This window comes from Synechococcus sp. MIT S9504 (genome assembly GCF_047497135.1).
Taxonomy (GTDB): Bacteria; Cyanobacteriota; Cyanobacteriia; order PCC-6307; family Cyanobiaceae; genus Synechococcus_C.
This window is the reverse complement of record NZ_CP138942.1, coordinates 2,116,495-2,128,766: the sequence shown is the minus strand read 5'-3', so window position 1 is coordinate 2,128,766 and position 12,272 is coordinate 2,116,495. Positions and strand designations below refer to the sequence as shown.

Annotated in this window: 14 protein-coding genes and 1 tRNA gene; 2 read left to right on the top strand and 13 right to left on the bottom strand. The window is 55.7% G+C overall.

Features of this window, described 5'->3' with window-relative positions:
- Nucleotides 1–84: 84 nt before the first annotated feature.
- From SIB58_RS11840 to SIB58_RS11820, 5 genes are all read right to left on the bottom strand, one after another.
- Complete coding sequence (locus SIB58_RS11840; RefSeq protein ID WP_066904255.1) at nucleotides 85–786, bottom strand: pentapeptide repeat-containing protein; 702 nt, start codon at nucleotides 784–786, stop codon at nucleotides 85–87.
- 295 nt (nucleotides 787–1,081) lie between these two features.
- Entirely contained in the window at nucleotides 1,082–1,984 is a 903-nt protein-coding gene (locus tag SIB58_RS11835; protein WP_066904249.1) for a phycobilisome rod-core linker polypeptide, read from the bottom strand.
- Nucleotides 1,985–2,295: 311 nt separating this feature from the next.
- Entirely contained in the window at nucleotides 2,296–3,018 is a 723-nt protein-coding gene (locus SIB58_RS11830) for a phycobilisome rod-core linker polypeptide (protein ID WP_066904246.1), read from the bottom strand.
- 50 nt (nucleotides 3,019–3,068) lie between these two features.
- Nucleotides 3,069–3,671, bottom strand: a complete 603-nt coding sequence (locus tag SIB58_RS11825) for a hypothetical protein (protein ID WP_067326133.1) — start codon at nucleotides 3,669–3,671, stop codon at nucleotides 3,069–3,071.
- A complete protein-coding gene (locus SIB58_RS11820; protein ID WP_066904241.1) occupies nucleotides 3,668–4,114 on the bottom strand; it encodes a hypothetical protein in 447 nt (148 codons plus the stop codon). The genes SIB58_RS11825 and SIB58_RS11820 overlap by 4 nt, the downstream gene beginning before the upstream one ends.
- Before the next feature lie 170 nt (nucleotides 4,115–4,284).
- Between SIB58_RS11820 and SIB58_RS11815 the strand changes: the two genes are divergently transcribed.
- Complete coding sequence (locus SIB58_RS11815) at nucleotides 4,285–4,749, top strand: hypothetical protein (RefSeq protein WP_066904238.1); 465 nt, start codon at nucleotides 4,285–4,287, stop codon at nucleotides 4,747–4,749.
- Between the two features lie 33 nt (nucleotides 4,750–4,782).
- Here the strand turns inward: SIB58_RS11815 and SIB58_RS11810 are convergent, their stop codons facing one another.
- On the bottom strand, nucleotides 4,783–4,956 hold the full coding sequence (locus tag SIB58_RS11810; protein ID WP_369818637.1) for a hypothetical protein: 174 nt from the start codon (nucleotides 4,954–4,956) through the stop codon (nucleotides 4,783–4,785).
- A 273-nt stretch (nucleotides 4,957–5,229) separates the two neighbouring features.
- Here SIB58_RS11810 and SIB58_RS11805 point away from each other — a divergent pair, with 273 nt between their 5' ends.
- On the top strand, nucleotides 5,230–6,000 hold the full coding sequence (locus tag SIB58_RS11805; protein WP_067326135.1) for a hypothetical protein: 771 nt from the start codon (nucleotides 5,230–5,232) through the stop codon (nucleotides 5,998–6,000).
- A 516-nt stretch (nucleotides 6,001–6,516) separates the two neighbouring features.
- Here SIB58_RS11805 and SIB58_RS11800 read toward each other — a convergent pair.
- The 7 genes from SIB58_RS11800 to SIB58_RS11770 all read right to left on the bottom strand — a co-directional run bounded on the left by SIB58_RS11800 (nucleotide 6,517) and on the right by SIB58_RS11770 (nucleotide 12,222).
- Nucleotides 6,517–6,589: transfer RNA gene (locus SIB58_RS11800), tRNA-Phe, on the bottom strand.
- 25 nt (nucleotides 6,590–6,614) lie between these two features.
- Nucleotides 6,615–7,286, bottom strand: a complete 672-nt coding sequence (locus SIB58_RS11795) for a ComF family protein (RefSeq protein ID WP_066904227.1) — start codon at nucleotides 7,284–7,286, stop codon at nucleotides 6,615–6,617.
- A 21-nt stretch (nucleotides 7,287–7,307) separates the two neighbouring features.
- Nucleotides 7,308–7,595, bottom strand: coding sequence for a DUF2470 domain-containing protein (locus SIB58_RS11790; RefSeq protein WP_066904224.1), 288 nt, complete (start codon nucleotides 7,593–7,595; stop codon nucleotides 7,308–7,310).
- Nucleotides 7,596–7,743: 148 nt separating this feature from the next.
- Nucleotides 7,744–9,033 (bottom strand): FGGY-family carbohydrate kinase, encoded by a 1,290-nt coding sequence (locus SIB58_RS11785; protein WP_369818638.1) that lies wholly within the window; start codon nucleotides 9,031–9,033, stop codon nucleotides 7,744–7,746.
- A gap of 4 nt (nucleotides 9,034–9,037) precedes the next feature.
- Complete coding sequence (metK, locus tag SIB58_RS11780; RefSeq protein WP_066904969.1) at nucleotides 9,038–10,264, bottom strand: methionine adenosyltransferase; 1,227 nt, start codon at nucleotides 10,262–10,264, stop codon at nucleotides 9,038–9,040.
- A gap of 37 nt (nucleotides 10,265–10,301) precedes the next feature.
- Nucleotides 10,302–11,102 (bottom strand): HAD family hydrolase, encoded by an 801-nt coding sequence (locus tag SIB58_RS11775; RefSeq protein WP_066904219.1) that lies wholly within the window; start codon nucleotides 11,100–11,102, stop codon nucleotides 10,302–10,304.
- 13 nt (nucleotides 11,103–11,115) lie between these two features.
- Nucleotides 11,116–12,222, bottom strand: a complete 1,107-nt coding sequence (locus SIB58_RS11770) for a 30S ribosomal protein S1 (protein ID WP_066904967.1) — start codon at nucleotides 12,220–12,222, stop codon at nucleotides 11,116–11,118.
- Nucleotides 12,223–12,272 lie beyond the last annotated feature (50 nt).

Below are 12,272 nucleotides of genomic sequence, written 5' to 3'. Positions count from 1 at the left end.
CTTCTTTATAAAGCTCAATCAAGTGTGTCTAAATATTGCGTGACATGACAATTCTGTGCTCCTGGAAGGGGTTTGAAGCATGCATCAGTTTTGGTTTGACAAATCATTTTTAGCTTTCAGCGATTCCAGGCTTGTCCGTGTCGAGCTGCGTGTGAGCGGGTTCCATTGATCAAGTTCAAGGGGTGCACGGTTCAGCAATGCCTCCAGTTGCTGGTCAAGACCCCTGCAAAGGCTGAAGTCAGCACCCCGAATGGATTCGACGCAGTCCAGGGCCGCAGCTTCCAGGTCTGCGCCTCGGAAATCGGCCATGTCGAGCTGGCTGGTTCCAAAGCGCGTGCCTCTGCACATCGCACCACGCAGGTTTGCGTGTCGAAGATCTGCTCCAGCCATTGCAGTGCCATCGAGAATTGCCCCGCTGAGATCGGTTCCGCTGAGATAGGCGCCCATCAAGACAGCTTTGCGCAGGTCAACTCCTCTTAAGTCAGCGTTATTGAGAAATGCGCCATTCAGCTTTGCTCCTGGGCCCACAGCTCCGCAGTTTTGATGATCGAAATCCTCGGGAAATTTGGTTTGTGAGTCGTATATCGCCAGTCGTAGATCTGCGCCTTCCAGTTTGCATTGGCTTAAATCACTGCCACGAAGGTTGCAACGGCAAAGCAAGGCTCCGCTCAGATCACGTTGGCCTAAATCCCGATGGCTCCAGTCGGAACCACGAGCGTCCACGGATGAACCTTTGGCGTCTTCAGGCGTTTGAGTTTCGGGAGCTGTCCAGGTACGAAGGTCGATGAATTGAGATGTCAGAGCTCGAGCCTCCTTGATGGCACTGAAAGGAGGTTACCCCTTTGCTGTCAGACTGAAGTTAATCAAGGAGCTCTAAAGCCTGATTGTTTTTGCGGTCAAGCTGTTGCTCCTTGGCCAAGTGTTGATGGTATCTCGGCTTGAAAGGACTCAGGATGTTCCGCTGATTTTGGTGCTTTTTCTTGGTTTCATCAAGCCATGAAAAAGCACCGACTTGAGAGGTCGATGCAGTTATCTTCACGCCTGGTTGAGATGGAGTCTTGAATCACCGAGGACTGTTAAGTCATGCCCAGGTTTTTGCATTTTTAGACTGATACATCCGTTGGAATGCTCCGCTGTAGGGGTCTTTGACTGCCTTGGAGTAAACGAATCCACTCACATCGTATCCGGGGCCCGATTCAGATATCCGACGGGCATTGCTGAACTCCATGACCAGTTGGCTGCGCGACTCGATCGTTGTGTCTGAAGCAGCGTTGGCCGGAGTCACTCTGGCGAGATTTGTGAATGTGGAGCAATAAGCGCCAGCTGCCGAAGTCCAAGCACGTGGGTAGGGAACAGTGTCTGTTCCAAACACTTCCATATACTCCCCAGAGTGTGTGATTTTGTAGACCAAAGCATCAAAGCCACTCTCCGCGACCAGCTTGATGGCTGCGCTCACTTCGGCTTGATTGATCGGGGGCCTTCCCAGCAGATGCTTGTAGTTCAATTCGATGCCACGAATCGGTGAAACACGATGGAAATACTTTTCTTTGTAGAGGTCTGACTTGGCGAGTCCGGCCACGAAATCTCGAACGCTGATTTCGCCGTTGCTGAGTTGCGATTCCAGCTCAGTGCAGCGTTGATTGCCCATGGGGCCGAGGTTGCCGAATACCTGCTTGTAACTCGCTGCGATGGCTGTCTCTAGCGCCTCACTTCCGTTTGCTGCATAAACGTCGTTCACGCTGCTGAAAGGGCATTCGCTGTGGACTCTTGGCCCGATGCCGATGCCCATGGCGGAACATAGGTTTTCTTTGTATTCCTCAGGCGTTGACGCTGCCCGGCCCTTGCGTGGTATCAAGTTGCCTTTCTCGCACTCCTGACGGTAGAGATTGGTCGTCTTGTTTTGTATTGCTTTCTTGGAGTTCCCTGTGGCGTAAGAGACGCGGTTCAGGTTCGTGAAATCACGTGTCGGCTTGATGGCGACCATTACTGATCTCAAAGGGGTATTTGTGACAAGACAATAATCGCGTTTACAGATGAACTCAGCAGAGCCACGAGGCTTGCAACAAAATGTTTTCTGGCGATTCTTTGGTTTTCTTAACGATCGGCGATTGGCTGCTTAATGATTCTTAATTCCCCGTTTTCCATTGATTTGGTTGTCATCGAGTGATGCTGTTTCTGCGCTTGAGTAGCTTTTTGACGGCAAGGCCTCGAGTTGTCCTGAGCAATCATCTGAAAGATGGCGTCCTGTGTGGCCAATGCTGACTGAGATGAATTTCTGGTTCCAGCGCACTTCAGCTAGCGAGTGCTGTACATTTCCCCGGCCACAATCAGAAGGACTCTGATCAGTTCAAAGGCTCCGATAGCAGCCAGGCCAAGCCATACCTTTTTGGCCCATTCAGGCGTTTTGATGTAGGCAGGGACGAGTGTTTCAATTTCAATCCTTGCTTGTAGCTTTTGATCCCATTGTTGATCCCTCCAGTCGCTTCCGTAGCGAGGGAATTGCTGGTAGATCGGCATTACTCCTGTTGATGCCCCGGGAATGACGCGCGAGCGCTGAGTCGGAACATCGTCGTAACCAAAAGAATCAAGATATTCACTGCTGTCGAGCACAGCATCGACAAAGCTGCTGAAGCCTTTTTCTGCAATCAGGATTGACCAGCTAATTCGTTCACTTTGCCCATGTACTTCGCGACCTAGAACGCGACCGACCACCTGGTCGACAAGTCTGTAATTCGTGCTGCAGGCTACGTAGCCTTCCTGAAAGCGCCTGGACAGCAGTAAGCCGCGGATGAAGTCCCTGGTTGTGATGCTTCCATCCCGAAACTGGGATTCCAGATTCACGTCACGATCGCATTTCATGGCGTGAAAAAAGATTTGCCGGTAGGCCTGCTCGATCTGGAAGTTCCGGTCTTCACGGCTTGGGAATGTGGCGCGATTCAGCTCAGCCTTCAGGCCACCCTGGTCGCCGACACGATTGTTCTGGCTTGTGAGCGGGTAGTCGAGCAGCCGAAGCGCCATCCGTAGAAATGCTCAATGAACGCCAATCATTTTATGCCTGCTTCACGGTCTTACCGCTGCGCCCCGTCGTGTCTCTTCATCTCGTTGCCAATAATGATGCAGAGATGAGATAACGCGTCACCGAGTGCTTCAGCATCAGCCCCTGCTCCAAGTTTGCGGTAACTGGTCACTGAATGCAGGCGTAGGCACTCCAGTGCCAGCAGTAATGCAGGCACTGGAACATCGAGCAGTGCGTAAAGCTGCGCTAGGCATCGCATGCCTTCGCTGTCGGTGACGTCGGTCCTGAGTAAGGCAGTCCCGTAAAGGCTGACCCGCAGAAAATGGAAGCAGTCGCGCCAGCAGGCTTCGGCCCGTTCCTGCGGAAACAACTGGCCGCCCGGTTGCATCAGCTGCGGCTGTTCTTTCAAAAGATCCGCGCGCGCTCGGTCAACAAGCTCGGAAGCCTGTCGTTGAAGTGCAGCCAGTGGAGCGGCTTCAAGGCCTGACCAGCCACAGCACAAGTGAATCTCCTCGTCAGTCAGTAAGCGTTTGTTCTGATCGGCTTCATGGATCAGAACACGCAGTTTCTCCGGAAGGCTGGGATCTCCATCGAGCCCACACACCTTCGAATGTCGTGCCAGTTCTTTGATTTGTTCTGCTGAGGCGGAACTCACGGATGAACAGCGTTGTTTCTGGAAGTGATGGGAAGAATCGGGCACGCGGTCAGCCAGCCGTGGCGTTCCAGATAGAAAGCCCATGCAATCTCCTGGCCAACTCCCGGGCAATGACAGGGAATGGCATCCGCGATTGGATCACTCACTCCCAGATTCTTCAGCAGTGTTCCAACATCGGATGCGGACCTGACTGCCGTACTGCGGATGGCGGCACCAACAACCCAGGTGAGTTTGGTCGCCTCTAACGGGCAGGCATCGCTTTCGCAGGCGAGCAGCACATTTCCAGGTTCTGGCATGGCTGCGAAGGTGTCCTGCCAAAGCTGCAGGTCCTCGGGCTTCAGGTTGAGCCGCAGGATCTGATCGCCGACCGAATGGAGCTGTTCGTTTTGATCTCCGACCCCCTCGATCAACGACATGAGGTTGGCCTGCTGTGATCCATCCATCGCTCAAGTCCGGCCTTGGGAACTGTATCCGTACTGTTCGGAATCTCCGGTGTCGATCGGCAGGGATGTCACCAGAAGCCTATGGAGTGAGGCCCGGTTGTGCTGGCGCCAGGCACTCCTGGACAACCCACGCACGATCGATACGATCGGGCCGCCACCGCTTGTGTCCCATGGCTGCAGCTGAATCCAATGCACTGATGGTCCAGCAGCTCAGTCGTCAATTGCATGTCGTCAGCGAGATTGCTGAGTCACTCACGCTGCGTTTGCTTGCACTGGAGGAGCGTTTTGAGCAGTTGCATCTGAATGCTTTGTCGGACGGATCAGATCCCGTGCCAGACGAAGCAAGTCAACAGCTGCTTGACGACAGTGGTGACCGTCTCAGACATCTGCAGGGGTTGCTGGGCGAAGAGGCCCCCGGTCAGGTCGTCAAACTCGTGACGCCACCATCCGAAGAGATGGCCCCAGCCTGCAGGGATGTAGAGGTCTCTGATCCTGACGATCTGGAGGACATTGAGGCTGAGCTTGAGACGTCTCTGAATGAGACGGTCTACGTGGATGACCCGCAACTGGAGCCTTCACAAGAGGAGGTCAAGGATCAGGACGAAAATGATCAGATTGATCTCCTGAGTGCCTGATCATTGGGTGGAGGCCAAGTTGGATTCGGCTGCTTACAGCTTAAGCAGTCGGACCCTGAACTGAGCAACCTGGCGTGCCTGTTTTGGCTCGGACTGCACAAACGGATGATCGTTCAAATGGTCGATCACTGTTTCGATTTTTTCATCGATTGATTTGTTCTCAAGTTCGCCGCGCCTGAGACATTCCTTCCAGGCGGGATCGAACACCATTGCGAATCCGTCAGCGTTGTTGAACTGTCGATCGTCGTTAACCGGGATTGGAATCAATGAGCGGTTCTGCGAAGTGCCAGGACCAGGATTTGAGCTGTGGGTGATGGGTCTATTGACCCGTTAAAACACTCAGCTTGGTTGAGCAGTAATCAAGACAACGCCTTTCAGCAAAGGCTTGTCTTGCTGTTCCCATACCGCGTCCTTACGTTTGGTTCGGTTTGGCGGTACGTCCTTCGCCCTCCTGATCGTTGGCGTTGGTGAGGGAACTCTATGTCTCGCTCTCTTCCCCAGAACTGGATCGACGGAACTCTGCACAGCCTGAATGTGCTGAGAGACCTGGGATGGCCAGGGGCGATCGTTCACCCATCACTGTCTGTCTTCCGCCAGAAACCAAGCGTCAAAAGCAGGAAGACCAAGAATCTTCAATGGCGTTTTCTTCCAGACAAGGCCGATGATCCGCGTCCTTTTAAGGGAAGAACCAACCGAGGACAAGGCAAGCGTCTGTCGATCGAGGGAACCTGTGGAACCACTGACCCCTGGGAGGCCGCAATCATTGCTGTGGCTGCATCACAGGAGCGGTGGCGAAGCCTTCATCAGCAGCTGGAGCAGCAGCAGCGTGAGCAAGGCCAGGCACTTTCCGTGTATTGGGAACGGTGGTATGCCCATGAAGAGCAGCAACCAAGGAACAATCGCAATCGCTGGTTGAGTGACAAGCGGCACCTGTGGAATGGGCCCACAGGTCTTGGTCTCCAGCCCTGGGCGACCACTAAAAGGATTGAGCGAATTTCCAGCAACGATTTCCTGGAGTTTTTCCTCATCATTCGCAAATACTGTGAAGTGAAGGGAATCTCTGTGGACGACACCAGGCGCCAATACAAAACCCTGATCCGGAATCTCTTTAGGGAGGCGAAATCAGATTTTCCTGCTCTGAATTGTCCGCAGTTCCCTGAGATCAAGAAACAAGTCAAGTCAAGCGGCACTGCTGAAAAGCATTCATTCCCTTCGTCGGCCAGTGGCAGAAGGGTTAGCGATGTGCGCTAACACCGGTTCAAGAAGGCTCGTGCTGATGAATAGCAGGCATCCCTCTCCCTTAATGAGTTTCTGGGTGTTGTCTTTAGCGATGTCCTACCCATGACCGGAGAGAACTCCACCTCCAGCACTCCCAGTCAGAAGAAGCCGAAGAGGCCTTCGCCGATGGTATGACCAATGCCGGAGCAGTTCGGCTCTGCAGTGGAGGCTGATGCTTCGACTTTGTACCTGGCCCAACCGGTGACCTGAATTGTGCTTTTGACGACTTTGTGTATCGATGCGATACACAAAAATAAGTACGTCCAGATGAAGGGGGTTGTTCAGGCTGCGGAAAACGCGAACAGGGGCAGCGGGATGGTCCGGAAAGCCATCCCGTTTTTTGTATTCATTCGGGCCGTTCTAGGTCCGTTGAGTCATGGCTGCACCTCTGCAGGTGCGGCGCATGGCCTCCAGGAGTTCGCGAACTAAAAAGCACCGAATCGTTCCATTACGGGGACCATTCAGTGCTCTTTGGGCGCTTAAGAAAGGTGCCAGGACCCAGATTTGAACTGGGGACACGGCGATTTTCAGTCGCCTGCTCTACCAACTGAGCTATCCCGGCGCGTTGTCTGCGCGACTTGTGAATCCTAAATCACAGGGTGGAACTCCCAGGGTGTTCTGGCCAGGCAGAGCACCCCTTGGATGGTGGTTCCTGAGGCCTGAAGAACCTGGTGCGCGGCCAGAACGGTTGCACCTGTTGTCACGATGTCATCCACAAGCCAGACCTGCTGCTGTCTGGGCAGGCACGTCCAGGGATGACTTGTCGATTGGGTCGAAGTTTGCTTCAGGGTGAAGCTGCCGCACTGGTTGCTCTCTCTCTGCTGACGGTTCAGCCGGTGCTGGCCCACCGTTGGGCGACAACGCTGCAGAACCTGAAGTGTCGGTCGCTCCAGGCAGCGGCAAATCAGTTCCGGAAGTGGATTCGACCGGCTTCTCGCTTTCCAGCCGGGAATCGGTATCAGCAGACTGTTCTGCGGCAGGTCGCTCTGCAGAATCCCGCAAATCGCTTGCAGAGCGCCCATGTCTTGATTCCTGCGCAACGACAGAATCAACTGGCGCATGGCTCCGCTGTACCAGGAGGCTGCCCGCCAGGGCAGTGGGCTCAAGCCTTTGATCGCAGTCTCTGCCAGACCCAGGCGTTGTTGGCAGGTCTGGCAGAGATCTGACTGATCAGTCTCTGCAATGCTTTGTCGCTTGCAGATCGCACAACTTGGTTCGATCAACAGCTGCTTCAGACAGCTCTTGATGGAGGTCAGCAAGGCAATGCTCTGTAATTCAGTTCAGGATTCCCCCTTCTGAGCTCCGGCAGGCATGGCCTTCAACATGGCCACGAGAGTGCGGTGAGCATCCTCACTGTCGGTGAGCGTGTGGTCGAAGGGAATGCTGACGGGCTCGCCATTCACCTCAAGGGTCATAGCTTCCGCGGTTACGCCAGTCATCGTGGCCGCTGTTGCGGATGTCAGACCTCCGTAGTGGTGGGCGTAGCGAAGCACAGCATCACTGTGGTCGTCATTCATGTGACGACAGATGCGTTCGCTGATGGCTGGAGTGAGTGGATCGGCGGCCATTGGAAAGATGCAGGGATTGAAGGAACAAAATCAGCTGAGGCGCTGCCAGAGCAGTAGGGCCAGTCGAAGACCGCTGTAACCCACGTATCCGGCCAACACGACGAACAGCCCGATGGCGAGGGCGTCACGGAGTCTGTTTGCCAAAGGCTTATGGAAGCTCAGTTGATTCTCTCCCGGAATGGGGGATTTGATCATGCTGCTGTTGCAGAGCGCTGAGTGCGAGCCGCGCTACCCCTGCAGCAGGAGGGCTGTAACAACTGCGGATTGGAACACCGATCAACCGCTGTCGCAAGCGTCGCCATTGCGGGTTTCTGGCGCCGCCCCCCAGGGTCACCAAGCGTTTCGGAGCGGGTGCTCCGAGTTCAGTGAGTCTCGTCCACCCCTGGCATTCGATCTGGCTTAAGCCTTCCAAAAGACCATGCAGATACAGCGCATCACTGACCGGTCGTGGAGTCAGAATCGGTTCAAGATCGGGGTCATCAACGGGGAAGCGCTCTCCTTGACCGATCAGTGGCCGTAGTTGTAGTCCACTGTCCTGGTCAGGGTCGATCTGCCGGCTCAGTTCGTCCAGGTCGATCCCTGGAAAGCACTCACGCAGCACCGCACCACCGCTGTTGGAGGCACCCCCGCCCAGCCAGCGGCCGCCCACTCGGTGGTTGGAGGTCCCTACCCCATCATGCAAAGGCTTGTCTGTGAAGCGTTTCAGCACAAGAGTGCTTCCCAGCACGGTGATGCCTTCATCATCGGCGGCATCGGCGGTGAGCACTGCCGCATTGGCATCGGTCGTGCCTGCGATCACGAGGATGTCTCCGCAAAGACCGAGCTGGCTGGCTCGCGCGGGATCCATGGTCCCAAGCATCGAGCCGCTGGGTCTGATCTCCGGCAGGGCCGCACGCCAGGACTGTTGTTCAAAAGCATCCGGCCATCGCTGATCGCTGAGTGACCAGCCCAGGCGAAGGTTGTTGCCTTCTTCACCAAAACTCCAGTCTCCAAGAAGCCAGCCGCTGATCCAGTCAGCCTGGTGACGAAGGATCAGCGGTTGCGAGTGTTGCTCCAAGAGCCTCAGAGCGCGGGCCAAGCTGCCACTGGCGCTGGACGCCGGCTGACCTGCTTGCACCAACTCACGCACCCGATACAGCTGTTCCGGACAGGCGACGTTGTAGGGCAAGGCCTCTCCCTTGGGAGTGCCTTCTGGATCGCAGGCCACCAGTGTCCCTGAGGTTCCATCGACAGCAAGAGCTCTGAGTTGGCTGCGAAGCTCATGTGGGATGGCTTTGATCAGCTGGATGCAGCTGTTCAGCCAATCATCCGGATAGGCCAGGCTTCGGTCGTAGTCAGTGGAATCCGTGTACAGCAGATCACGTTGATGACTGAGAACCGCTACCCGCACTCCACTGGTGCCCAGATCAATTCCGAGCGCCAGTGAATGTTGCATCAACAGATCAGGCGTTGCGCAGTTCTGCCGCCTTGGCGTCAACGTTTTCCCAGGGAGCCTTCAGGTCATTGCGGCCGAAGTGTCCATAGGCCGCTGTGTCCTGGTAAAAACGACCACCGCGCTGCTGAGGCAGATTGCGCAGTCCGAAGTTTTCGATGATGGCTCCGGGGCGCAGGTCGAAGTGCTCCTGAACCAGGTTTGTCAGAGCGTCGTTGGCCAACTGACTTGTTCCGAAGGATTCGACCAGGATCGACACCGGTTTGGCAACGCCGATGGCATAGCTCAACTGCACTTCGGCCCTTTCCGCCAGGCCTGCTGCCACGAGGCATTTCGCCACGTAACGCGCTGCATAGGCAGCTGATCGGTCCACTTTGGTGGGGTCTTTGCCCGAGAAGGCACCGCCGCCATGACGGGCATAACCCCCATAGGTATCCACAATGATTTTGCGACCGGTCAGTCCGGCATCTCCTTGGGGACCACCGACAACAAACTTTCCGGTTGGGTTGACGAGATATTTGGTCGCTTCGCGGCTTGGTTTCAGGACCAGATCGGCTGTTGCCGGCTCCACCACGTGGGTCCAGAGGTCCTCCGTGATGCGCTCACGGATGCCCTGTTCGTCACTGATGCCTCCCACCTCAGCGGTGTGCTGGGTGGAGATCAGGATTGTGTCGATCGCAACCGGCTTGTCATTGTCGTAAACCACGCTCACCTGTGTTTTGCCGTCAGGCAAGAGGTAACCGAGACTGCCGTTGTGACGGACTTCCGCCAGCCTTCTTGCCAGGCGGTGGGCCAGGCTGATGGGCAGGGGCATCAGCTCGGGTGTCTCGTTGCAGGCATATCCGAACATGATTCCCTGATCGCCGGCGCCAACCAAATCGAGGGGATCACCGGCGTGGTCGTCGGCTTCATTCACACCCTGAGCAATATCGGGCGACTGTTGGTCGAGGGCGACCAAGACAGCACAGCTGTTGGCATCAAAGCCACCGGCACGGGCTCCGCTGTAGCCGATCTCCTTGATCACATTGCGTACAAGGTGGATGAAGTCCACCTGCGCTTTGGAGGTCACTTCGCCTGTGATCATGCATAGGCCTGTGTTCACAACTGTTTCGCAGGCCACACGGCTTGTGGGATCCTGCGCCAGTAGGGCGTCGAGTACGGCATCACTGACTTGATCACAAATCTTGTCTGGATGTCCCTCCGTAACGGATTCGGAGGTGAAGACGTATCGACTCATGGCCATCGGTGATTGGCGGAGACTTTACGAGGTCGACTCATGAGGCCTTTGACATTTCGTCTGCAGTTGTGGTCAGTTCGCTCCAGTGACTGATCAGATGTTCATGGGCGGTGAGCGTTGGCTCGCGATGCCATCCGGCCACATAGCCAAGGGTCAGCCCAATCCCTGCCTGTCGTGCCATCAACAGATCGGTGTCGGCATCTCCGATCAAGGCGCAATTCCCCACTTTTAGCTCCAGCTGTGAGCACAGTTCCTGAACCGCTCCTGGGTCCGGTTTGGCTGGGTGGTGATCAGCACTCCACACTCCGCTGATGCAGTCATTGAGTTGGTGCTGCTGGAGAAAGTTCTGAATGCCCTCCGTGGTGTCATTGCTGATCACGGCACAGATGATTCCTGCAGAGGCCAGTTCTCTCAGAAGCCTCGCTGCATCTGGTAACAAGCCAATTGGGTGTCCGCCTGGATGCAGCTTTTGTCTGCGGTTATCGACTTGATCAAACACCTCCTGAGCTAAGAGCAGTGATTGAGGCCAACTCAGATTCATCTGACAGAACACCGTTGCGGTGCTCAGCAGGTTGTGATGTCTTGACGCCACGGCCAGTGTGCCGTCGGGCACGATCCCTGCCCTGCAGCGGCCGTAGGTTCTCGCCAGCAGATCAGCCAGCTCTTGAAGCGCGCTGGCTGAGGCTCCTCTTGAGCGGAATCGGCATTTCGCTTCTTCAATCCTGGCGTCAGCCAGTTCGATTAAACGTGGCTCGCTATGGGAAAGGGTGCCGTCCTTATCGAACAGCACCCCCTGAACTGGACCGAGATCGCAGTCCTTGAGTTTGAGATGAGCCATCGGCTCGTATTCCTCAGATCATCATGGAACCCAGGGGCTCTTCGCCTTCCTCGGCTTGCTCAAGCAACATCTGCTTGTAGCGAGCGGCCATTTCTTCGGCCTTGTCAAACACCTTCTGCGGATCCGTGAGCATGTCACCAGGCTCCGGCTCAAGCGCCTTGGTGGAGAGTGAGATGCGGCCACGCTCGGCGTCGAGATCGATGATCATCACTTTCATCTGATCATTCACGTTGAGCACCGAGTGTGGCGTCTCGATGTGCTCGTGACTGATTTCAGAGATGTGCAGCAGACCGCTGACACCGCCGATATCGATGAAGGCGCCGTAAGGCTTGATTCCGCGCACGGTGCCCACAACAACCTCACCCACCTCGAGGCGGTTCATCTTGCGTTCGACCAAAGCGCGCCTGTGGCTCAGCACCAGACGATTGCGCTCTTCATCGACCTCAAGGAACTTGAGGGGGAGGAAGTCGGCAACAAGTTCTTCCTTGGGTTTACGGGTGCTGATGTGGGATCCGGGGATGAAGCCTCGCAGACCTTCAACCCTGACCAGGGCTCCGCCTCTGTTGGTGGCAAACACCTCGGAGTAGATCGTGGCGTCTTCCTTCTGGAGCTGGCGGACACGTTCCCAGGCACGCTGGTATTCGATCCGGCGAATGGAGAGGGAGAGCTGTCCGTCTTCATTCTCCTCGCTCATGATGAAGAACTCCCGGATCTCCCCGGGTTGCAGCACATCGCTCAGTCCTTCAACACGATTAATCGACACCTCCTGAAGAGGCATGAATGCAGCTGTTTTTGCTCCGATATCGATCATTGCGCCCTTGGATTCCAGGGCGAAGACCGTGCCGTTGACGATGTCGCCGGGCTTGAAGTTGTAGTCGTATTTGCTCAGTAAGGCGGCGAATTCATCCAGGGTGAATCCAGCACTGTCCATGTCCCGGCTGGTTGCCCGGCTGCTGGGATCATCAGCAGTGGGGATGTCGTCGGGAATGCCGAGGTCTTCATCGGTACCGAAGTCGGCTTGATCAGCTGACCCTTCAGCCACGGCTTCGGTTTCGGATGTGACCGCTTCTGCGGTGTCCACTGCAGATTCCTGGGAAGGATCTGTGGGAGTGACAGTCATGGAACGTTGGCGGTCTGCCTCTGGGACAGAGCGATGGGATCTGAGACAGG

Coding starts and splice junctions, on each gene's coding strand:
- SIB58_RS11835 (WP_066904249.1), bottom strand. CDS start 1,984: ATGGTCGCCATCAAGCCGACACGTGATTTCACGAACCTGAACCGCGTC.
- SIB58_RS11830 (WP_066904246.1), bottom strand. CDS start 3,018: ATGGCGCTTCGGCTGCTCGACTACCCGCTCACAAGCCAGAACAATCGT.
- SIB58_RS11820 (WP_066904241.1), bottom strand. CDS start 4,114: ATGGATGGATCACAGCAGGCCAACCTCATGTCGTTGATCGAGGGGGTC.
- SIB58_RS11815 (WP_066904238.1), top strand. CDS start 4,285: ATGGCTGCAGCTGAATCCAATGCACTGATGGTCCAGCAGCTCAGTCGT.
- SIB58_RS11805 (WP_067326135.1), top strand. CDS start 5,230: ATGTCTCGCTCTCTTCCCCAGAACTGGATCGACGGAACTCTGCACAGC.
- SIB58_RS11790 (WP_066904224.1), bottom strand. CDS start 7,595: ATGGCCGCCGATCCACTCACTCCAGCCATCAGCGAACGCATCTGTCGT.
- metK (WP_066904969.1), bottom strand. CDS start 10,264: ATGAGTCGATACGTCTTCACCTCCGAATCCGTTACGGAGGGACATCCA.
- SIB58_RS11775 (WP_066904219.1), bottom strand. CDS start 11,102: ATGGCTCATCTCAAACTCAAGGACTGCGATCTCGGTCCAGTTCAGGGG.
- SIB58_RS11770 (WP_066904967.1), bottom strand. CDS start 12,222: ATGACTGTCACTCCCACAGATCCTTCCCAGGAATCTGCAGTGGACACC.